This window comes from Paenibacillus sp. GL_099_B, from assembly GCF_057835695.1.
Genome location: NZ_CM174430.1, coordinates 1,554,053 through 1,576,165, shown reverse-complemented (window position 1 = coordinate 1,576,165; position 22,113 = coordinate 1,554,053). Strand labels below are relative to the sequence as shown.

Annotated in this window: 20 protein-coding genes and 1 pseudogene; 3 read left to right on the top strand and 18 right to left on the bottom strand. The window is 38.2% G+C overall.

Going from position 1 to position 22,113, the window contains the following annotated elements; genetic code table 11:
• Window positions 1-6: 6 nt before the first annotated feature.
• The 11 genes and pseudogenes from AC3ITG_RS07190 to AC3ITG_RS07140 form a co-directional block, all read right to left on the bottom strand.
• The gene (locus tag AC3ITG_RS07190; protein WP_489254434.1) at window positions 7-516 is read right to left on the bottom strand and encodes an A24 family peptidase; all 510 of its coding nucleotides are present in this window, start codon (window positions 514-516) and stop codon (window positions 7-9) included.
• A gap of 11 nt (window positions 517-527) precedes the next feature.
• Window positions 528-1,577: a TadE/TadG family type IV pilus assembly protein gene (locus tag AC3ITG_RS07185; RefSeq protein ID WP_489253283.1), complete on the bottom strand. Its 1,050-nt coding sequence runs from the start codon at window positions 1,575-1,577 to the stop codon at window positions 528-530.
• A 29-nt stretch (window positions 1,578-1,606) separates the two neighbouring features.
• Entirely contained in the window at window positions 1,607-3,757 is a 2,151-nt protein-coding gene (locus AC3ITG_RS07180; RefSeq protein WP_489253282.1) for a hypothetical protein, read from the bottom strand.
• Window positions 3,758-3,814: 57 nt separating this feature from the next.
• Window positions 3,815-4,489 (bottom strand): TadE/TadG family type IV pilus assembly protein, encoded by a 675-nt coding sequence (locus AC3ITG_RS07175; protein ID WP_489253281.1) that lies wholly within the window; start codon window positions 4,487-4,489, stop codon window positions 3,815-3,817.
• Entirely contained in the window at window positions 4,473-4,661 is a 189-nt protein-coding gene (locus tag AC3ITG_RS07170) for a Flp1 family type IVb pilin (RefSeq protein WP_489253280.1), read from the bottom strand. Before AC3ITG_RS07170 ends, AC3ITG_RS07175 begins: the two co-directional genes overlap by 17 nt.
• 11 nt (window positions 4,662-4,672) lie before the next feature.
• Window positions 4,673-5,542: a type II secretion system F family protein gene (locus AC3ITG_RS07165; protein ID WP_413376210.1), complete on the bottom strand. Its 870-nt coding sequence runs from the start codon at window positions 5,540-5,542 to the stop codon at window positions 4,673-4,675.
• A gap of 12 nt (window positions 5,543-5,554) precedes the next feature.
• Window positions 5,555-6,322 (bottom strand): type II secretion system F family protein, encoded by a 768-nt coding sequence (locus AC3ITG_RS07160; protein WP_489254433.1) that lies wholly within the window; start codon window positions 6,320-6,322, stop codon window positions 5,555-5,557.
• A gap of 46 nt (window positions 6,323-6,368) precedes the next feature.
• Window positions 6,369-6,779: pseudogene (locus tag AC3ITG_RS07155) on the bottom strand (ATPase, T2SS/T4P/T4SS family); the annotation flags it as partial.
• 60 nt (window positions 6,780-6,839) lie between these two features.
• The gene (locus AC3ITG_RS07150) at window positions 6,840-8,810 is read right to left on the bottom strand and encodes a hypothetical protein (RefSeq protein ID WP_489253279.1); all 1,971 of its coding nucleotides are present in this window, start codon (window positions 8,808-8,810) and stop codon (window positions 6,840-6,842) included.
• 30 nt (window positions 8,811-8,840) lie between these two features.
• Window positions 8,841-10,487 (bottom strand): recombinase family protein, encoded by a 1,647-nt coding sequence (locus AC3ITG_RS07145; RefSeq protein WP_489253278.1) that lies wholly within the window; start codon window positions 10,485-10,487, stop codon window positions 8,841-8,843.
• A gap of 229 nt (window positions 10,488-10,716) precedes the next feature.
• Window positions 10,717-11,496 (bottom strand): hypothetical protein, encoded by a 780-nt coding sequence (locus tag AC3ITG_RS07140; RefSeq protein WP_489253277.1) that lies wholly within the window; start codon window positions 11,494-11,496, stop codon window positions 10,717-10,719.
• 316 nt (window positions 11,497-11,812) lie between these two features.
• Here AC3ITG_RS07140 and AC3ITG_RS07135 point away from each other — a divergent pair, with 316 nt between their 5' ends.
• A complete protein-coding gene (locus AC3ITG_RS07135) occupies window positions 11,813-11,956 on the top strand; it encodes a hypothetical protein (protein ID WP_336761448.1) in 144 nt (47 codons plus the stop codon).
• A 25-nt stretch (window positions 11,957-11,981) separates the two neighbouring features.
• Window positions 11,982-12,113: a hypothetical protein gene (locus AC3ITG_RS07130; RefSeq protein WP_489253276.1), complete on the top strand. Its 132-nt coding sequence runs from the start codon at window positions 11,982-11,984 to the stop codon at window positions 12,111-12,113.
• A 108-nt stretch (window positions 12,114-12,221) separates the two neighbouring features.
• On the opposite strand, the gene AC3ITG_RS07125 is transcribed toward AC3ITG_RS07130, so the two are convergent.
• The 7 genes from AC3ITG_RS07125 to AC3ITG_RS07095 form a co-directional block, all read right to left on the bottom strand.
• Window positions 12,222-12,593 (bottom strand): hypothetical protein, encoded by a 372-nt coding sequence (locus AC3ITG_RS07125; protein ID WP_489253275.1) that lies wholly within the window; start codon window positions 12,591-12,593, stop codon window positions 12,222-12,224.
• A 95-nt stretch (window positions 12,594-12,688) separates the two neighbouring features.
• The gene (locus AC3ITG_RS07120) at window positions 12,689-13,417 is read right to left on the bottom strand and encodes a stalk domain-containing protein (RefSeq protein ID WP_489253274.1); all 729 of its coding nucleotides are present in this window, start codon (window positions 13,415-13,417) and stop codon (window positions 12,689-12,691) included.
• 95 nt (window positions 13,418-13,512) lie between these two features.
• Complete coding sequence (locus AC3ITG_RS07115) at window positions 13,513-15,096, bottom strand: hypothetical protein (protein ID WP_489253273.1); 1,584 nt, start codon at window positions 15,094-15,096, stop codon at window positions 13,513-13,515.
• On the bottom strand, window positions 15,097-15,543 hold the full coding sequence (locus tag AC3ITG_RS07110) for a hypothetical protein (protein WP_489253272.1): 447 nt from the start codon (window positions 15,541-15,543) through the stop codon (window positions 15,097-15,099).
• A 28-nt stretch (window positions 15,544-15,571) separates the two neighbouring features.
• The gene (locus AC3ITG_RS07105; RefSeq protein WP_489253271.1) at window positions 15,572-15,748 is read right to left on the bottom strand and encodes a hypothetical protein; all 177 of its coding nucleotides are present in this window, start codon (window positions 15,746-15,748) and stop codon (window positions 15,572-15,574) included.
• Window positions 15,749-16,222: 474 nt separating this feature from the next.
• A complete protein-coding gene (locus AC3ITG_RS07100; RefSeq protein WP_489253270.1) occupies window positions 16,223-18,556 on the bottom strand; it encodes a hypothetical protein in 2,334 nt (777 codons plus the stop codon).
• 68 nt (window positions 18,557-18,624) lie between these two features.
• Entirely contained in the window at window positions 18,625-19,338 is a 714-nt protein-coding gene (locus tag AC3ITG_RS07095) for a helix-turn-helix domain-containing protein (protein ID WP_489253269.1), read from the bottom strand.
• A 587-nt stretch (window positions 19,339-19,925) separates the two neighbouring features.
• Between AC3ITG_RS07095 and AC3ITG_RS07090 the strand changes: the two genes are divergently transcribed.
• Window positions 19,926-21,914 (top strand): recombinase family protein, encoded by a 1,989-nt coding sequence (locus tag AC3ITG_RS07090; protein ID WP_489254432.1) that lies wholly within the window; start codon window positions 19,926-19,928, stop codon window positions 21,912-21,914.
• The last annotated feature ends 199 nt before the right edge of the window (window positions 21,915-22,113 follow it).

Genomic DNA, 22,113 nt, shown 5'->3' with positions numbered 1-22,113 from the left:
GCTTAGTTAAGTCATGTAGATATAGGCGCTAATGAATCCCGGTAATACGGCCAGCATAAAAGGAAACTTCAGTGTCTTTTCCTGATTAACCAGTTTGAGCGAACCGAGCATGAAGAAACCGGCAAGATTCCCTGCCATGCCACGAATCCGCTTCGCTGAATCCCTGCGGAACAATAGAATGACTAATCCAATTGCCCCTGCATACAAAACGGAGTAAATAATAACGTGAACGCCAAAGGCCAGCCCTGTCCAAGCTCCAATTCCTCCAAACAATTTAACATCTCCCGCGCCCACTGCCCCTATCAGATACATTAAGAATAAGACACCAAACCCCATCGCGAATCCAGCTGCGGAGAACAGAAACCCCTCCCATCCTCCCCAGATAATATGGACCAGCACTCCCGCGACAGTCACTGGTAAAGTCAAACGATTTGGAATTTTCATCGAACGAACATCTGTAACAAAAGCTGCAATCACATAAAGACCACAGGCCAGGTAAAACCACTCCACCTCCATCATCTCCTTCCTTATTTTCTGGAAGCCACATTAAACTCGGTCACCGTCTTGGCACCATCCGCAGTCTCTACAACAAATGTCCATGTGCCCTCCGTTGTACGTGTACCAACAAACCAATTCCACTCAATCACACCATTTTCATCGGCAGTCGCCCACCCGATATGTTTGGCTGAACTTTCACCGGACTTGTAAAATATCGTTAAGTTCGCTGTAGCTCCAGGCTCCACTTTGACCTTAATTGATGCATTATTGCCTATGTATGCTGGCTCCGGCTTGGATAACACGGTTACTGTTCCTGCAGAATCCGCTTCTCCTCCATTACCATTGGAGCCTTCTCCGGTATCTCCGATCCATACCCGTTCTGCCGCAGCCGCTTGAATGCGTAAAGATTTCCCTAGAAAGGGGACCTTAACAGGCAATTCATAGCTCAATTCAAGCCGAAAGTAAGGGTTCGTTTTATTTTTGAGATCAGGTATGGAAATACCGTTAACATGCACACGCTCTACATCCAATACAGAAGTATTAATAAAAGGCTGAAGCAGCGGTTTAACAGTCGGATCAAGTACTGTCTCAAGAACGGATGTCTTGATCTCCTGTAATGGTTGTTCACCTCTGGCAGCGGCAGCACGTACCCAATCGCTTAGCGGCTCTGGTAGCGAAGAGGCATACTCTTCGGCCCATTCCGTTAGTGACAGCTCCGGTATTTTCCATCCACCCTCCGAGCCTCCACTACCTGCGGAATCAGAGGGGCTGAATACAAGGGAGACCGGATATATTTTCGTGGATAACTGCTTTACTGCTTCTCCTGCCGTGCTCTGCAACGCTGTTGATACTAACGTCATCTGTACGATGTAAATGAGGAACATGACAAAGAACAGGAATACAGGCAAAACCAGTGAGGCTTCCAAAACGATGCTGCCCTGTTCTCTTTTTGGAGAATGCACCTTCTGGATAGAACGTATCTGCTTAGTCAGAGATTTCAATCTTTCCAGTCTGTTTATTCGTGTTAGTCGATTGTGCAAAGATGCCAAAACTTTTTCCTGCTGATGCTGCTTATCCATAATCCCTCCACCGAAACGACCCGGATTATTCAATAGGAATAATCGGCCTTCCGATCAATGAAAAATCGCCCATCTTCTACCTGGTCTGCACTACCCATGACTGCACCTATACTTCTAGTGACTCCCGGTAAGAACCATAATTTGATACTACTGCGCATATTTCCCGAAGCGTATGTCTGCTTCTCATCTGGATTCACGCCGGTATTCAATCGGATCAAAGCCAACATTCTGGACATTTTGCGTTCATTGTTGCTATGCATTAATAGGAACAAACGGAGATGGTCCCTGTATGTAAGTTTGACTTTGATATATTTGGACAATTCCACACTGCCGTCTTTGGCCAGTTTCACCATATCTGCTATAGCGTTTGTAATTCCGTATAAAATTGCAGCAGATAATACAAGTAGTGGATTCCCAAGCTTGCTATTCTCAATTAATCCTTCTGCAGTTCGAATCGCCAGACGCATGCCAAAGATCTCCGCATATGCAGCGGCAATGTTCCCAGAAGGATTATGAAAACCATAGACGATGTACTCCAGTTCCTGATTCTCCAGTTTGAACACTTCACCAGCATCTCCACTACCTTCAGTCCAGCCCAACAACTGTCCAAAATCCATTGAGTTGAAATACGCCAGTGCATACTCATTCTGGAACAATTCATCGCCAAGGCTATCCAGCAAATTGGACATCCCGCCGAACAAACTGTCCATTCCGTTCATGGCTTCACCACCGGAGTCATACGGATCGCCAGCAATCTCTGCCTTTTTGGCTTCCTCACGACTAGCTTTGTTAAAAGCGATGTTGGTGTTGTAGTACTCTTCCAGTTGCTTGAAGGCTTCCATTGAGCCGGAGCTTCCCTTTTCAATTTGTGATAATATGCGTTTAACATCCTTCAACTTCCCTTTGGATTCCTTGTCATTCGCTTTGCGCTGGGCATCAGATCCGCGACCGCTCTCCAACAGCTGTTTGCTTTGAAGAATGACATTGGAGGGTCCACTTCTCACGTAAGTGTCCATGTATCGTTCCGTGACCTGGCTAGCCTGTCTAACCGCTGGTTTAATGGAAACACCACTCATTACCGTAACAGTGCGAAGCTGCGTATTAAGCTCCATACTTTCATTGCTGACATTGGTAAAATCCGAATTTTGTGAGCGTACACGTGCATTTAACTGATCGAATAGTGTGTCGGCTCTTACAAGTTCCGAAGCAAGGGAGCGTGTACTCTTGGCTTCGCTTCCCGATCCGGTAGACGGAGGGCTCGTCCCAGGCAGCGTTGAGTTGCCTACTTTTTCATAACTGGCATTCTGTGAACGGTTCTCCCCTTCAGCGATTACCCGCTTCATTTCCTCATTGATCTTGCGAGCTTCTTCAATCTTGGCTTGTGCTTCCTCCAGTTTCGTCTGGTGAGCCTGCAGTGCTGGCTGTATGATCATGCTTATGCCTATCGCCACATTCCCTACGCCTGTTCGATAACGAGCCAGCTCTAGCATGTACTGTTGCTCGTTGAATGGCAGTCCCTCATCCATTTGTTTTTTATTTAGATAATCCGCATAACGCGCCGCTACTTCGGCAGCTGTCTCAGGCGTCTCTCTTAACATTTCATCGTAAATGGCAGAGGAAGGCGGATTCATGATCAGTGCGGGCAAACCCTTCAGCTTATCGGCAGATTCCGTCTGATTGGCGATTGCTTCGTCCAGCAATTCCTCACGTTTGTCATACAGTTTTTGCAATTTTTTGAGCAGATCCACAGTATGAGCAGCTTCTTTCATCTCTTCTGACATCGGCTTAAAACGATTGACCACTTCCAGGGTAAAATCAACCGGCGCTCGATATTTCATATCCTCCTGAATCTGGCGATTAAAAATATCGTATCTGCCCAATTCACGCTCCATGCTTAGTGAAGTTGTATCCCACTGGATATCCAAAATTGGAAATCCATCTTTCACAGCTGAAGGCTTCACACTATCATTCAACACTTTGGCCATGATAGCCTCACCACTGCTGTCACCGTATCCAAATAGACCGTATTCCCGCAGGGACGGATCATATGCTGACATCACAGATCTCATCGCCGCATGCGTCATTCGTTCTGCCTGTACTTTGAAAGCAGCAATACGTGCATAATCAATGAATATGGAAACAAACATAAAAATTCCAGCCAAAATCAAGATCAAGAACACGGTTACGGCTCCTGATTCACCGTCTTTTTTTCTGAACAGTGCTTCCTCCTCCTTTCCTCATTTTTTGGTTTTGCCAAAATGCTGTACAACCTGTCCCGCTTCAGCGGCAGTACTGGCTGCGGCCCCGCCCTTGCCTTTAAACTTGGCTGCATAATAACGGACCAGATCCACGGTTCGGATGAATTCCGTCGGCTCTACAACTGCAGATGACCCTTGTGTTAGTACACTGTTACCTGAATCAAACAAAAAAGAAGGCAGCGGTAAAGAAATCACCTGCTCCAGCTTAGTCGTTACTTTTCGCTGGATCAGCGAGTTCTGATATTCAATTGTTCCGTTCATGCCAGAAGGCATGCCTTGTGCGGCTTGGGACAGTTTCTTTTCCGATAGACTTCCGCCTTCCCCTGCGGGTACTGACACAATAACCTCATTGTCCGCTCCCGCCCAACCAAACATTGCTCCGAGCAATCGATCATCAGTCAGTCTCCAGTACAGGTTGTCATATTCCCCAGCCACAACTTCACCCGTCGTCGCCTGCTTGTGGCTGTTGTCCCAACTGTAGGCGGCACGTTCAGAGGCTGCATAGGCATGTTGGTTCAGAAATGTCTTTTGATACATATACATGGAGAAAAATAAAAGCAACACGAGAATAAACAACACAATAGGGAAGACCAGGGAGGCTTCAATGGTGAAGCTCCCTTCTTCCTTTTTGAATTTGTTATTCGAAGAACTCATTACTTTTGTCGCTAACTTGACCAAGCAACCTGGTTACCAACGTTTTAATTTGATCTTTGAATATCAATGCAATAATGATAATAACGCCAATAATCAGAATCAGCTCCAACGTACCAAGCCCGTCCTCTTCCTTCCAAAATCCAGTTACTTTGCTTTTCATCAATTCCAGCATCCCAATTCCTCCTACATATTCATCATCATAAAAGCAGGTGCTCCGATCATCACCACAATCGAAAAAAAGATCAGTACCATCGGAAACACCAGTTTGGAAGAAGCTTGTTCTCCCTTAGCCCGACTAACGGCCTTACGTTTCTCCCACAACACATGGGACAGATCCCGCAGGGCCAATACAAAGTCACCTCCCCCTCGCCGGAAATTCAGCAGCATTGTTGTTGTAAATATCGTAACTTCCTGCACACCACAGCGGCGACTGAACTGTTCAAAGGATTGTTGAAACGAGTAACCGTTGTTCCAGTCGTCCACTGTCTTTCGTAGCTCATTATAGAGGGGGTGATCCCGTTCTCTCTGACTGGCTACACAGTGAACAATGGCACGCTGTACCGTTTCTCCCGCACCAACCAGCAAGACAATTCGGTTCAATAACTCCGGCAGCTCCATGAGTATATCCTGATCTCTTCGCTGTACTTTGGTGTTAAGGTCTTTGTAAAGGGCGAAGGGCAGTGCAACACCCAGTGCCAATCCACCTACCATACCGCCAAGCCCCATGTCCCCAACGAGCGACAAAAGGCAGCCTACGAGCAACATCAGCCATGAGTAAGTCAGCATTTCAGCACAGTAGAGCATCGTTTTCTCTCCACTGTGCTGTATGCCATACATTTTCTGAATGGCATGCTGCATGCGGAACATGAGCACAGGCAACCTACGGCCCACCTCGAACTTGTCCAGTAAATACAAAAAGGGTCCATGCAGCTTCTTCAGACGTAATCCTTCCATATCCAGTTTGCGCAAATGTCGGTAGGTCTGCCCTCGGGTTCGATCCAGCACCAGCCACCCTGCTCCGAGCACCCCTCCGAAAATAACGGGAAGCAGCATCGTGTCAGCTCCTTATACTTTGATATCCATAATGCGTGTAATCCACAAATAACAGCAGGCAAGTAACGCCAATGCCCCGCTGGAGATCATATATCCCATCCCGCTGTATAACGGCTCCATAAAATCCTTTGCCGTAAAGTTCAGAAAAATTAGAAAAATAAATGGAGCGGCAAACATCACTTTGGATTCAAACTTCTTCTGTGCCACTGCTACCATGATGTCCTGCTGAATATCCAGCTTCTCACCAATGACCGCAGAGGTTCGCCTCACCACTTCGACCAGATCTCCACCCGTTCGCTTACAAGTGATGAACACATCGGCAAAGTTTGTGATATCCTCAATTTTGGCCCGATCCGAGAAGTCTTGCAGCGCCTCTTCAATGGGCTGGCCATACTCCATCCGCGTCCTCAAAATGGTGAATTCACGAATGAGATCTGTATCCGCCTCAGGATTCAGCATGCGCAGATCCTCTACTGATTCCTTAAATCCATTCTCTACCGATTTTCCCGCAGCCAGCGCGGAGGACAACGCATATAATGCCTGCTTAAAATGTAAACTGAGAGTCATTCTTCTTCGTTCCAGCAGTACTTTGGTCCAGTGTTTTGGTACCAATATACACCCCGCAGCCAATATCAATCCGGCCAACCAGTGATGATAGAACAGAATACCGACACCAAAGAACAACAAACCACTAATCAGCATGCAGACAATCCGCTGTCTCCGGGATAGCACATATACGGTGTAGTCCGTTAACGCCTGCCTGGCCTCACCCAACTTCATCACCTACCAATAAAATCATCTAATTTACGTTGTTATCCGATTCATCTTACTCATCACTATTGCGTTCTATGTACTCGTTCAGCCATTCCCCTAGCCCTGCTATCTGGATTTTATCAACTTGTCTCAGCGTTCCAACTTGAACGAGTCCGCCAATAATCTTGCCTTCTTTTTCTTCGATTTCCTGGAAACGAAACAGTGGATTGAGCAGTACTTCTCCGTCCTGCATGCCAATCACTTCGCTAATCTCGGTCACCCGACGTGAACGGTCGCGCAGCCTGGATAAATGTACAAAGATATCAATGGCCGAGCTGATTTGCTGCCGAACAACTGCAATGGGAAGATCCGATCCGCTGAGCACCATGGTTTCCAATCTGCTGATCATATCGGAGATCGTATTTGCGTGTCCCGTGGACAACGAGCCATCATGTCCAGTGTTCATGGCCTGCAACATATCTATTTAAAGGTAAAAAAATACGACCTCCAGTTTATAATTTCTACTGTAGATCGTATTTTTTAATCAGTTCCAAATATACTCATGCCTGTAAAGCAATTCAAATTTATCTTGATCATTTTTCTTGTCGAATATGTAACTTACAATGTCACTCTTTAAACAATTCTCTAGGAATATAATTGTATTAACATTAGCAAATGTTACTGATTTACCTACAGCTTTATATATAGCTCCTAGATCATCTAAAAATAAATTAGGATCAGTCACCCTCGTTGAATACTTTATCGAATTAATGTGACCTCCTCCATTTCTAAATTCTTTTAGAACAATATCCAAAACACTATTATCAATGATGTGGTAGTTATCAAGATTGAAAAATTTGTAATCATAATCTCTTGCGTATGCAATATATTTTTGAAGGTTTGAAATTTTGCTTTTATAATCAACATCATAAATTTGAATATGTTGGATGTTCCTAGAGTCACATAGTTTATATGAGTTATTCTCGTGATAAGATATTACCTTATCAGAATATCTAGTTTCATTTAATAGTGCATTATTAAACCTAGTTTTATTTGTACTGACATCACCGAAGATTACAATGTTATTTTGATTTTCAATAATTTCATGAAGAATTTCCATTAAATGTGTTGCTCTATCTTGAAGAATTACTGTTTTGTAAGATGCAATAAATTCTTGTAGGGTCAACCCCTGATGTTGAGAAGTTTCAATTTGTACATAAGGTTTAGTAGTCATGGTAAAATGCGAAAGAGTAAAGTTCCCAATAAAAGAAACCTCCACCCCCTCATTTCCATCACTTTTTGTTTTTTTTATGAATGCGATGACTGATTGAATATCATATAAATTCTCATTTATAATTTGTGTTCTAATGCCGTATTTCACCTCAGCCATGAGGAAGTCTTTGCGTACATCAATTAGAAGAACTTTCTCTGTGACTAGCATACCAATGAAACCAAGACCTAACGAATAAAACTCAAATCTTTCACAAAATATTTTTAAATGATCTACATTAATAAAAGTCTCTCCTATATTTTTTAGCCAACTTTTTAAAGTTACTATGCTAAACTTCGGATGATTTTTTTGATATTCCTTAAATTGTTTCCTCTCTTTGTGGTATTTTCCTATTAGAGATTGATAATCTACTACTTCTAATAATGTAATCAATTTCTTTTCAACAATATCATCAGAATATCGATCAATATAATTAGAATATGTTTTTATAATTTTTTTTAATTGCTTAACCGTAATTTTGTTATAATTTAAATAATTCAATTCTTTTTTTTGTAGTGTTTCGATGATTGAATTTTTTACACATGATTCAAAAAATTCATCTGCTAATTTATGTAGAATTGGCATAAAAAACTCACTTTCCACTCTCAATTCCATCTTATTATCTATAAAATTTTCAAGTGATAGCACAGTTCTTTTTTTAGTTTCTTCTATTGACTCTACTTTACTCAAAGCTTCAAACTCAAAGTTTAATTTCTCTGAGAATTCTTCCAATATGACATGAGTGTTTATATACATATACTTTTCTTCTTCAACTTCTGCATTCATAATTTTACTCGCTAACATGGAGTATCCATTTCTTTTCTCTTTACTCAGCGAATTTCTAAAATCATCTATAGCTTGTTTAAAATGAGAGTCAACAGTTCTATTATGCCTCAACAAGCACTCAATAATGTAGGCTATTCTTATTTGGGAATCACAATTTTTATAAAAATCATCCATTTTAGTGTTTGAATGCAAAAATATACTTGTGCCATTATATCCGTTAACATAAAAATTATATATTGTTTTACATATTTCAGGACTGAACTTATGAAAATCATCTTTATAAAATTTCACTTCTCTTAAATTGAATGTTCCATCTTTAAAAAAACAAGTAACATCCGAACCGCATTCAAGTCCTATTGAATCTTCATCACTTGTTAACTGTAATAACTGTTCTACTGCAACATATATCTGTTTGTAATATCCTGCGATTGAAGCATGTGCATCAGTATTTAACTCCATATGGCTCAACTCCCTATATATATTTTGTCGTTACTTCCTCAGTAAGCTGAACTTTTGTACATGATCATTGATAATATCTAATTGATCCCAATTCATAAATTTCCAATTTATTGTTCTAATTGTTTGTTCTTCATCTCCTTGCCCTGGTATCCACAACGTTGAAACAGAGATGCTACTAATAAATTTTCTTAAAATTATATTATCTAAATTATCAAGGTCAATCTCACTGAGACTTTTCATAAAATTTTTATACTCGATATGAACTAACTCTACCTCCTTTTCAATATTATTATATCTGTCAATTTCACTCTTAAGTCTTTCTATTTCAAATTTAATTAAAGAATTTCTATCTCCGAATTCTTCATCATCAATTATCCCCTTAGACACTAACCTAAAATTAGTCTCTTTTTCGGCTTGTATTTCTAACAGTTTCAATCTTGCCTCAGCAGTAAGATTCTTAAAATCCTCCGATTCATATTTAGATTCCAGTAGTAGCTTGAAATTAAATTCATGATCTTTTGTATTTGAAATAAAGTCAATCAACTCTTCTTTTATCCATTGTAAAAGTTCCTGCTCTCGTTGAAGATTTCTATATTTGCAGGTGGTCTCCCCATACAGTTCGTGGTTCCGACAATAATAATAGTGGTGAGTTGTTCGGGTCGTTTTCTGTACTTTCTTTCTCATACTCCCCCCACAATTTGAGCAATAGATCAAATTAGAAAACAAATGTGCACTTGAATATCTTGTATCTACACCTTTTTCAGAGTCATTAACTTTAGGTCTTTTGTTTCTTTCAATTTCAACCAGCTTAAATATTTCATCAGATATGATTCTTAGTGATTCATCTTCAAATTTAATTTGATTTTCCTCAGGTATCTTCTCAACTAAGCCCAAGTTAATATTAGATTTCCTTGTTCTATGCAAAGTTGTGTGTCCCGTGTATACACTGTTATTTAAAATTCCAGCTATATGACTCCCCGTCCATCTCCCTCCACGTTTACCTGGAACCCTAAGTTCAATTTCAAGAATTTTGGCAATTTTATTAACACCATATCCCTGATATAAATACATATCAAATATTTTCAAAACAATATCTTTTTCAGATTCATCAATAACTAATCGTCCTTCTTTAATGACATATCCGTAAGGCTCACGCCCAGACCAAATCCCTTTACGGGCAGCTTCTTTTTTGGCCCACTGAACTGAATCAGATTTCGCTCTACTTTCTTCCTCAGCCAGAGAGGCGAACAGCTGAATCCTTATTTTATCTGAACCATTCAAAGAGAAGGCTTTAATATCTTCAAACCACACTCCGACACCCAGACTCTCCAATTCATCTATAGTTATAAGCATATCTTTAACATTTCGTCCAAATCGGGCAACAGACTTTGTAATAATCACATTAAAAAGTCCCAATTTAGCGTCTCTAAGCATTTGCTGAAACGCTCTGCGATACTTGGCAGACTTAGCGCCACTGAATCCTTCATCTATGTACCCTTTGAATGGTTCACTTTCTTGATTTCTACGGCAAAAAATCCCCGAATCGGCAAGTAACATATTTTTTTGATTCGCATACTCTATTAATCCAGAAGTCTGGTTTTTTATTGAATTAACTTGTTCATCTCGATCCGAACTAACACGACAGTAAATTGTACACATAGCTTTAGAATTTTTCAAAACAAGACCTCCACTTAAAAATAATACGATATATATTAAAAGGTTATCACAACTTAAAAATCAAGCCTACTATAAGTTCATTGGATAAGAAAAAACTCCTCAAAATGAGGAGTTAGTTAAACCTGGATTTAATAACAATAGATTTCGTTTATTTTCTTCTCTTCACTTACATATTTTTCAATTTCCATGCAAAATTCAGACTATGTATCTACTTTTTCAGTGGGGAATCTTACTTTAATATAATCGCCATTCTTTCATAAGTGAAATTTCTTCTAATAGTTAGCGTGCCACCGTCTGAGTTATTAAGTGTAGCTACTGGGAACGAACCTGAATAGCTTAAGTCCTCAGGATTTTCATATTCTTCTATTGCTGTTTTTCCTAACGTTACGCTTTCTGATTGGAGCAAATAAAGGGAGTTACCTACCTGATGAAATCTTCCTGTGTCAGACTTTGAATAGGGTAAGCCCAGATGTTTAAATGCCGCAGCCTTAGTGTCAAATCGTCGAAAAGTTTGTTGTTTCGATGGATCAGTTGTATTTACTACAGTAAATAGATAGTGAGGAAAGCTAGTTGCTTTAGCGCAATTCCTCGCATTCGTCAATACTTGTATATTATCTAAGCTATATCCGTCTTTTTCATTAATCCTGTCTATAGTTGGCCTGAAAGAATGCTTAAACTCATTTTTCATGTACTCTTCTGTGACTTCTTTCCAAGACAACCAGAACCCTTTCTTCTTATCTAAAATAGCTAAAAAAGTTTCCTCTTCATTCTTCCAACTACATTCAACATACTTGTACATGCCAGAGTTGTATTTACAATTAGTTATCCTACTATATAGACTGCCGTGGAGTAGAAATGCACTGAATTTCTCATTTTCGGCTATTATACTATCTCCATAACATCTTTCTGCGAATGCCAATGCGCGTAACTTATAGTCAACGTAATTTTGATCACCATATATATTAATCCACTCTTCTAATACTTCATCTGCTATGAGACGTTTTGCCAAATATGTTCTCTTCCTTTCTTTATGAAATATTAATTTCAAAACAATTTTGAGTCCGCGAAAACTTTATCAATTCTCCAATCCAATGTAATCCTTTAGATTTTCACAAAAACACGGGACTAATTAACCAGCTTCTAATAAATACTTCTCCCTCACCTAGTAATTTCGAATTATGTAACCACTAAATCTGAGGTATTTAAAGTTGCAAAATCCTACATTAACACAACATATAGTAAGAACAAATGTTTGACATACCTATATGTTGTTAAGTATTCTATACTTGTACCAATATTCCCCATATAATGAGGAGGTGAAATGAATGGCTAAAACTAGTACTCGAAAAGTATCATCTGCCAAGATGTCTACTAAAGCCTCTTCTGTTCTTCGAAGTGGCTCATCTAGCAAAACTGCTAAATCTTTGGCAGGATCTGTGCTTGCACAATCTCGTGCAGGACGTAAATAAACCAAATTCGAAAGGGGTCATTCAGATGGCTAAAAAGATTAAAATCAACTTGTCTGGTTCGAAAACTCAAATCAAAAACCAACTTAAAAGAGCAGAGAGAGAAATCACAAGAGACATTGAGAAACAACTGGAGCGTCAACTCAACAAGTTAAGATAGTACTCTTCATAACCTTTTATCTCCTCCAGATGCCGGATAACATCTGGAGGAAACCTTACAAACTCTTTATTTCGAATAAAGTTTTTAACAATGACTTGCCACTACTAATCACATATTGATTAGACTATCCCCTTCTTCAATGGTAGTGTCACTTCCCAAATGGGTATGAATGGTCGATCCTTGTACAGAAATTAATTTACCGTTCAGTGTTACCCTTGCACCATTGCCTGTTGTAATTCGTCCCTGTCCACTTCCACTTGTACCAGGACTAATAGAAATGATTGAACCGCCACTATTTTTAGGTGAAGGGGATGGATCAGCTATCCATTGTTCTGTCGTGGCGTCGCCCACACATGCAACAGGAACACTATTCACTGTAAATTTGTTACTGTTTGAAGCTACAGCACCAGTAACTTTAGCTCCAGTACTGTGAGTAGTTGTAGTGTATAGGGGAAAGCCGTCTTCATCGCGTCCATACATATAACGCTCAACGTATAAAACGTGACCACTTTTATTGGAATCCGTTAAACGTGAACCTTGTAATGCTACTTTAGCTATATAAATCTTCCTTTCTTTTACATGAATTTCAGATAACGTTGTTCATATGAACCCTGTTCTGCGTAATCAATTACTTTTTTTCCCTCGTCATCGCTAATCGTGATATCAGGTTTCATATCAATGATTTCACCAAAATAAAATTTGCTTTTTTCCAAAATACTGAACATCAGCGCTGTTTTCCCCTTATTGTCTTGAACATCGGGATCGAGGGCATTACGATTAATTGCTTTAAACGCTTCATAATTGTCCTCTTCGATTACGAAGATTAACAACGTTTTCCCAGAGTCACTATCCTGTGCGTTCACATCAAGTGTCCCATTGTTTAGAGCTGTACGAATTTTTGTAGCATCCAATTTTCCGTCTGTGCTATAAGTCTCTTTCAAATTCTTCACTTTTTTACTTGTTGTTGTACTGGTGTTAGGAATGGTGGTGGTTCCAGTTGAACCATTGTTTGTTGTTATGTTGCTAGTCGTTACTCCTTCTTTCAAGGACACCTGGGAGCTTGTTACTGATTCAACAGAATAGCCAAGAGCATTAGCAGTGTCACGCACAGGCAGATACAGCCGACCATTTACGTTCAGTGGTGATTCGGAAAGTTTTGCTTGAGATCCGTCAACTACTAGTTTTACATTAGACTGTGTTGCTTTTAAGTAAGTTGCTGCCCCTACTGCTGTGCCTGCTGTTAGGGTTACCCCTACCACAGCTCCAAGCATGAATGTAGGTAATCTTGACGCTAGTTTCTTCATAATATGTACCCCTCCGATAGAATAGTTATGGTATAGCTATTCTTATAAAAAACTATACCATACCTATCGGTTGATTAGGGTTTAGTGCTTAGATTTTAGTTTGTGAAGAAGTTGAATCCTTTACCATGGAAATTAAACGTTCCATCTGCTGTAATCTCCATATAACCATTGGTGTTCCCCACCTTAACGGGACCACCATCAGCCATTGCCGTCAACTCCTTGGTTGTAATGAAAATACGTCCATTTTCTGAATTCATATCAATTCCATCATCCGATAAGTCAACACTCCGAATTCGTCCATTGTTAGATGCCTTGTAAACTTGCTTGTATCCACCATTGTACTTTGTGTTAACCATTCTAGCTCGATCATTAGCTCCACCATCACCTGTACCAATTTTCTCAACTGGCTGAGCCGCATCGCCAGAGCCATCAAAGGTAATCTCACGCTTGATCTTCATGTTCTCCTCAGGAAGTCCATATGAGTAGGCAATGATACCTGTATCTTCAGTAGTCAGGATACGTTTCTCACTGTCTTGCCAGTATAGTAGTCGATCACGGGAATCTTTCGCTTGTTCTTTGGATGCGACTTGCACTGTAATATATCTAGTACGATTATCTTGGATATCAATGTAATCAATATATTCTCCAACATCTGCGTCCTTACCTATCGTTTTGAGTCGATTAACAGTCAAATTGTTAATATATCCGTCATCGGCAAGGATTGTATTAACTTCTAGCATCTCAGCTACTAATTTACCCACATTGATAATGTCCAGTTTATCCATATCCATATATCCAGCCTCTGTATCAATAATAACGTCTCCCGCTGGGCCAATAAATTTACCTTTATGCGCTACCAAGTTCCCGAAAAGGTCTACACTAAACGGTGCATCATGGAAATTCTCAGATCCAGCCCACATCCCAATGCGGGGAAAAATCTTGAACACTCCTGTACCATCACGTAAGGTAAGGGATGATCCTTCAATTTGTGCATGTGCCTCAATCATTTTTTTAATGTTCTCGGTGTTGTCATAGACTCCTCTATCACCCGGATACCACTGGAATGGTTTTTCTTCAATTTTCTCAACAAGAATCTTGCGAATGCCCTGTTTTGCTAGAACGTACAGTTCCAAATTTCCACCAATTTTCTCACTGCTTGCATTAGCATATGTATTTCTGTAAGCTTCAAAAACGTCATTTGCTGTTTCTGTTTGATCTATGAAATATTCATTATCATATTTACAGTTCACACCAGCATTGTAGTATGCGACCTTATCATGAGCCTTAATCTTCTTAATCTCAAATTCACTTCTTTGATCCAGCTCATATAACACAGGAGAACCATTTTCAAATTTTGCGACAACTGTCATATTTACTATTTTGCCGCTATCAGCTATTTCTTTTACACCCGGTCGTTTAAGATAGTAGCGCTCAAACCAATACTTTATGGTTTCCTTCAATGTATTGATGCTTCTGTCTTCCTTAGTCTTGAACTCATCGATGATGATTTTTGATAAATCTGCATCCCCCGATGAAAAAATAATCATATCATCAACATGATGAATCTTCTCTCCTTTGTTATGTAGACGGTATGATATACCGTTCAATTTAGAAGAAATAGCCGTATCAGCACCCATATATAGAAAATCTTTGTTAAACATAACCTGACAATAACTCAATTAAACAACTCCCTTTTTAGTTTTTATAAATTCAGTGAACTTGTTTCGATAGATCTCATATATTTCGTAGGCTTCTGGTGTTTGAGCAAGACATTCCATTTCAAGGAACATTTTCACAATGTGAATAACAACGTCTTCGTTTTCTCCCTCAGTAGAAATGTAGGCATTCTCTAGAGCAAGATCATTGTAATCTTTAATGAATGCGCGCTTGTCTTTCATAGAGAGCCTATCTCCAACTTCATTTGATTCGAGAATGATTAAATTCCCGTATTCGTCTCTCTCAGCATGTAGCATAGTAAGACTCTCGATTTCCTTATTCCATTTGTCATTCAATGGAGACAGTATCTCGTTTAAAAATCGGTTCTTCATTCTTTCACCTTGAGCATTCATCTTAAGGTTGAGGATATACTTCCCCAACCATGGAATGTGATAATTAGGTATTTTCAAAACTATTTACACTCCCTGTAACTTTGACTTAGAACTCAATAACAAGCGCTTTAACCTCATTTCCTTTACATACATATTTTCCTTCTACACGCATTTCAAAATCTTTTTCAATTGCCATCAAAATTTGCTCAACTTGTTCTTTGCTATATGTATCTGCTCTATTTTCATATGCTCTATTATCTTTTAACAGAAATTTAACTTTCATATTCACATATTCCTCTTCTACTATGTATTATTTTCGTCTATAAATATTCTCCTAGTTAAACTAGATAAAACTCGTCTACTACTCTTCTTCCTTCGCGTTGCCCTTGTTACTTTTCCTTAGATCACTTCCAGCCCAGCCGCTGCATCAACTTGTACCATCTATATCTAACCTTCCACGTATCTCATCCCTCCCGTTCAATTGTGTTCCAAAGTGTCTGCCTTGAAATTCGTTTACTTTGTGTAGTCAGTTTAATTCAGAGAAATAAAAACGTAAACGTGAATTTCTATAAAAATTTGCATTCAGATATTCCTACATTCATCACTCACCTCCCTTCAATGAGTATCAAAATTTGTCAACTAAATGAGCATCTAAAAGCACCACATAGAGTTAACTATTCTTTAGTCTAATGATACAGGGTGCTTTAAAACGACAATTTAGTTGACAAGCAATAGTACTAATATTTATGAATAGTAATCATCTATTTTGTCTCTTCAATACATTGGATACATATTGTCTCGAACAGTTCATTAACTCAGCAATCTTAGCGTTTGATAAACTTGTATCACTTTGCTTTAACTTTCTAATTATTGAAGCCTTATCGTCTTTATCTTCTTCCAAATCTACTATCTGATGATACACAGAACCTTTAATATGTAATGGAATATTTAATTTTTTTCTCAATTCTTTGTTAACCCTTGCTTTCAAATATCCTGCTTTAACCAATATTACAGGCATATATGCTGACAGTTTCCTCAATAGAAATGTATGCAACCAACTTTGAAATCCTTCATCATGGTCATCTACTTCTAATAGATCCAGTTCCGACTCTCTATTCGTTTTAAACTTGAAATTGTCTTTGTACATTTGCTTGTAATCAATATTCCCACTTCTCAGAAGTTCAACTATCTCTGAATCACATGTCCAACCCTTAGTTTCCATTTTCTCATTAACCTTTTGGTGAATTAAGTTCGAAAGTCTCTGATTCATCTCAGAAATGTCCTCCTCTACACGTTCAGGGAAAACACGATTTGTTTCCTCCACTCCACATAGACCAAGAAGCTGTTCCCTTTTAAAACTCGAAATCGTCAAATGGTTAGAATAAAAAAATTTACTCATCTCTTCAGCAAGCATAAGTCGCTCTGTATCCATGCTCACGATCTCGTAATATCTAGCCAAATTTCTAAATGTCTCTCCATTTCTAAATGAACTCTTTTGGTACTCCTTTACTTTCTTTTGCATCTCATCAGGCAACTCATCTATACCAATTGTGTTGAGCAGATACATGAAGATCATAATAATTACTTTAGTATTGGCCTTGTTAATGTTCTGTGCGCTTGAGTCATGATTTAATACTTCTTCAATCACTTTTCGAATTGGCGCAAACACTATTGCGTTGGTATTCTTGACCTCTAGACTTTTCATTGTCGCAAGTTGGGGTAACTTTCTCCTTGCAACTTCATGTATCTGAATTAGAAGACTAAGTGTACCCTTTGTTCGTAAAAACTTACTCAAAAATGGGTAGTTGTTATGTAAATCTACGTCATACTTGAACCGTTCAAGAAATTCGATATTAAAATCAATCAACTGTTCCTGATCCATTTGCCATTCTGTTTTGACCTCAGCAATATTGTATAGTTGCTTTAAAAAATCAAATGCTTTATGTATAGGTAATCTTGTCATTCGTTCTATTACTTGCACGATATCATAATGGACACCACATCTACTCGAATGGCATTTGTAAAACCACTTGTCTTCATACTTGTAGATGTTTCCACTGCTTGAATTACTACTATTGTGAAAGATACAAAGAAAACGATCAGATTCTATCCCCAGTAATTGTTTTAAATTCTGTCTTTTTAAAAATTGTCTGATATCATTGCGATCAATGTAACAAAGCTCAGGCTGGTTATCTACACCTAACCTACTTTTTAATTCTGGTAATCCCTCAAACCCACGGCTTATCAGTGAGATGTTTCCAATATCCATGTTCGAGTAATCTATACCTATTCTAGCTGGAAGTCCCTTCTTAGAAGGAAGTAACTTGTTACTGTATGTAGGTGCTTTGTTCCGATTGACACATAACTGTGAGTCCACCTTAATGATTACTCTTTCAATTGTTTCTTTAAGACGTACAATAAGTTCTGCTGCATCATACCTAATGTCTCTTTTAAATGTTCTAAGCTTTATCGTGAATGGATCATTAGGTTCTTTTAAATGCAGTGTATTGGGCACCCTTAATAATCTTGCTGGATTCTTGACTGCGGCATCAGCATTGAATATGTATATCAGTAATCCTTCTATTGTTTCAAATTCATGTCTTTGAGCTCCAGTTTCAAGTAAATAATACACATGATAGCCATTCTTCGTTTCTACAACAGCACTCGGTGGAATCCCCCATTCTTCCAACTCAATTATGCGCTCATTAAATAACTGCTTGTAACTGGATTTTTGTTCGTTATTTAAAGAGCTAAACCCTTCTTTAACTAACTCTTGCAAATCATTTCGCGTTCCTGTGAAGCCTGATGCAACAATTTCATGCTCCAGTTCATCTTTTATGTCCATATCTACAAAACACGCCCGAAAGTCTGTTATCTCTTCATTTTTATAACCTCCACCGTTAGGTAGATAAAATATTCCATAGCCTTGTTCATTCCATTCTTCGAATTCTTTAATAGCTTCTTTGCTATAATATTTCATTTTACTCTTGTACACTTTACTATGTTTTTTTCCTTCTAATATGTACTCAAAATTAATCTTTCCACTCCCAAATCCGGTTTCAAAGAACTCCCTGATCTTTTCATTATTCAAAAAGATATATTTCTCCCTTCTATGTTTTAAAAGATATTCGATTATCAAAGAGCAATTATTAGTAATAGTTACTCAACATCCTTAAAAAACGGATCTTCCTTGAATCCTAGAACATGATCTGGAGGCAATAACTTGTGCTTATAAAGTAATTCTTCCAATTCCAACGTAAAACTATTTTCTGATGGGATACCAAATGCAAGCCGATTTTTATTTTCGAATATGTAAAGTAGTGTTTTGATTGCTTTCACTTCGTTTGAATTATCTTCGACTGTTATTCCATTGTTTGAATTTTCATAATATATATCCTTTTCAAGAAAATCGCATAAAGAACTTACCAAGTTAAAATGGCTTGTTAAAGTAAATTCACTGGTTATTGACTCGTCATAAAGAACGCCTCGCAATCGTAAAATTACCTTCTGTATTCCAAGTTCCTCTTGCTTGGCTCGAATATCTCCCTCATGCGGATCAAACTTTTCGAAAACTTCATGCTCAATACCATCCTCATCAGTAATTTGTATAGGTATTTCCAAGGTGTCTCTTTTAGACAGTCTGTTGAGATAATTGAGTTCTATTTCTATTTTTTCTACTTCGGTTAATTCTTTTTGAAAAAAATACTTTTCCAATTTAAATAATCTAGCCAAGTCATCAATTTTAGAAGAAGGAATTTTTCTCTTCCCTCTGATCCAATCACTTACTGTTTGAGGCGTAATCCCTAATCTCTTGGCTACATCCGTATAGCTCCCTCCAAATATTTTCGTTATGTACTCTAACCCAATGCTCAATTTGTTTCTTCCTCTCTGCTTATGACCTAAATACAATATATCAAATCATAATCAATAAGTCAATAAATTAAGACTTAATTTTAAGTCAATATTAAAATTTGTTTATAAAATATTTTTTGGGTATTTAACCCATAATTTATTTTTTATTGATATAAAAATTACAAATATCAAACAGTTTCCCAAAACACTTTAAGCTGTCCTCAAAGAAAGTAACTATATAGTTAAAGTATGGCTTTTCTAATTTAATGTATAAACGCTCCAATATTTTCAAGTAGATGATTAAACACGTTTTCGGGTATATTAGTCATCTACTTGGCTCCATCTTTCATGACTCAGTAAAGTAATCCAAAGGGTTAACCCACAGCTGTCATAAAATCAGGTAGTAATTGATCTTATTAAGGTGGTCATTATGAGATATAAGAAAAGGTATGGATATAAGATTATTTCACGTTATCCAGACGAAGACCTTGCAGTTCCAGAAGAAGTTATGGAGACGCAAATCCTCAATTGGATGGAGCATGTTCTACTGAGTTATTCAAGTGAGAACCAAATAGAAAACAGTCAAAATTCGGAGGATTGATTTTTTGATGAGAGTACTCAAAGATCATGAAAAGCTAACCAGGGAAGATATTGTAGCCTTGATCGATAAGATTAAAGCTATTGTTTATACACGAGTATCATCTGATATACAAGTGGATAACTACTCACTTGGATCACAGACACAAATATGCGTAAAGGAAGCAAAAGAGAAGTTTGATATCAACGAAGATGAGATTGTTGTTTTACGAGAAGAGGCAGAGTCTGGAGATAATCCTAACCGTCCAATGCTCAATTACATCTTATTTCTCCTTGAAAAAGGAATAGGGAACAAAGTCATCTTCTTGCATCCTGATAGACTGAGTAGACACTTGCATTTACAACAACAGATCACACATAAGATATGGGAACTTGGATGCGACCTTCATTTCGTCGAATTTGATCTACAAAAAGGCAATGCAGAATCGATGTTAAATTACAACATTCAAGGTTCTATTGCTCAGTACAATAAAGCTAAGATTCTTGCTAACACGAAGCGTGGAAGAAGAGCTATGGTCGCTGACAACAAAATTCCTGGAATAAACAAAATCTATGGTTATGACTATGATAAAGACTTACATACATTAGTGGAAAATAAACTTGAAAAAGAAGGGTATTTAAGTATGGTAAAACTGGTGTTAGGAGGCTCAACTTGTTCTGAAGTTGCTGAATATTTGGCTACTAGAAAATATCCCCCTCCCAAAGGAGATAAATGGTATCAGACAACAATTAGTCGTATATTAAGAAATGAGTCATACATGGGAACCTTTTACTATGGGAAGACAGAAGTTGTGCGCTCCTATGGGAAGAAAAAACAATTATCAAAGCCCAGAGATGAATGGCATGTAATTGATATTCCTCCATATATAAATGAAGTAACATTTGAGAATTTACAGAAAGTCCTTGATAGCAATACTAAGAACGGAGGTATGCCATCAGAATATAACTTATTGAGAAGTATCGTAAGATGTGGAAGGTGTGGAGCAGCCGTTTCGGCTGGAGTTACAAGTGTAACCCAAAGTAGGGCTCTTAAGTACTATTCATGTACGCGAAAAGCAACAAAATCATTCAGTGTTGAAACCGGTGAACCCAATTCAACTTGCAGAGGAGCTAATTTTCGTGTCGATATAATTGACTCTATTGTATGGAATGAACTGTCTAAGTTAATCTTTAGTCCAGAAACATTAATTGATAAATTATTAAAACGATTATCAGATAAGAGTACAATCAATGAAATGGAACTTAGAAAAAACTCTATCATTAAAGAAATTACAGAAAAATACAAGTCCAAAGAACGATATATTGACCTTTATGCTAATGGGTTTATTACAACCAAAGAGCAGTTATCAAGTAAACTGCTATCAGTTGAGAATGAAATTGCTGTATTTCAGCAAGAACTATCAGCATTGAATGAAAACTTAGGTCTGAACAGTGGACAAAATGATGTACAATTGAGATTACCGTTGCTAGAGAAATATCAAAAAATTATCAAGAATGAATTGCAAATGATAGACATGAGAAAAATAGTTGGCATACTTGTCAATAAAATAGTCTTACATGATGATAAACATATTGAGATATTCTACAAATTCACCTCTAAGAGTCATTTAATTAGAAGTGATACCTACGTCTCTGATTCAGTCAACTTCGATAAGCTTAAGTGGGTAGTTGAATCCCCCCCTCCTAAATGGGAGAATATTGAATACCTATACCCTGACATGCTAAAAATGTACAACGAAGACTTGCTTAGTTTTGAGCAAATTGCAGAAGCCACTGAGACTGACTGGTGGACGATTAAGCAAATGTTTAAGGCTAAGGAAGCCTTGCTGCTATCAACTAAAGAAAGAGGCATTAAAAGACGAGCTCGTGACTTTGAGAAGGTATACAATCTTCACTATGTTGATGGACTAGCCTTCACTAAGATATATAAAGAACATGGCTTGAGTCCGACTTACTGTAAACAGGTGCTTGAAGAAAACATGTATAAGTTAAAAAAATGAAAAAATCCCCCTATTAGTCCTCTTAAAAGGATTTTTTAATCCCCTCATACCTATGGAGGGCTATTTTGTGTAGATGGGATCGCGTTATGGTGTCGGTTTTATCCAATAGAATTTCCCTGATTCAAATACAACTCTCGTGTCGAAGTGGAAGTGCTAGGCCACTATTCTGTAAAATGGACACTATTTCAAATTTAAAATA

Coding starts and splice junctions, on each gene's coding strand:
- AC3ITG_RS07190 (WP_489254434.1), bottom strand. CDS start 516: ATGGAGGTGGAGTGGTTTTACCTGGCCTGTGGTCTTTATGTGATTGCA.
- AC3ITG_RS07185 (WP_489253283.1), bottom strand. CDS start 1,577: ATGGATAAGCAGCATCAGCAGGAAAAAGTTTTGGCATCTTTGCACAAT.
- AC3ITG_RS07175 (WP_489253281.1), bottom strand. CDS start 4,489: ATGAGTTCTTCGAATAACAAATTCAAAAAGGAAGAAGGGAGCTTCACC.
- AC3ITG_RS07170 (WP_489253280.1), bottom strand. CDS start 4,661: ATGCTGGAATTGATGAAAAGCAAAGTAACTGGATTTTGGAAGGAAGAG.
- AC3ITG_RS07165 (WP_413376210.1), bottom strand. CDS start 5,542: ATGCTGCTTCCCGTTATTTTCGGAGGGGTGCTCGGAGCAGGGTGGCTG.
- AC3ITG_RS07160 (WP_489254433.1), bottom strand. CDS start 6,322: ATGAAGTTGGGTGAGGCCAGGCAGGCGTTAACGGACTACACCGTATAT.
- AC3ITG_RS07150 (WP_489253279.1), bottom strand. CDS start 8,810: ATGGAGTTAAATACTGATGCACATGCTTCAATCGCAGGATATTACAAA.
- AC3ITG_RS07135 (WP_336761448.1), top strand. CDS start 11,813: ATGGCTAAAACTAGTACTCGAAAAGTATCATCTGCCAAGATGTCTACT.
- AC3ITG_RS07130 (WP_489253276.1), top strand. CDS start 11,982: ATGGCTAAAAAGATTAAAATCAACTTGTCTGGTTCGAAAACTCAAATC.
- AC3ITG_RS07125 (WP_489253275.1), bottom strand. CDS start 12,593: ATGTATGGACGCGATGAAGACGGCTTTCCCCTATACACTACAACTACT.
- AC3ITG_RS07120 (WP_489253274.1), bottom strand. CDS start 13,417: ATGAAGAAACTAGCGTCAAGATTACCTACATTCATGCTTGGAGCTGTG.
- AC3ITG_RS07105 (WP_489253271.1), bottom strand. CDS start 15,748: ATGAAAGTTAAATTTCTGTTAAAAGATAATAGAGCATATGAAAATAGA.
- AC3ITG_RS07090 (WP_489254432.1), top strand. CDS start 19,926: ATGAGAGTACTCAAAGATCATGAAAAGCTAACCAGGGAAGATATTGTA.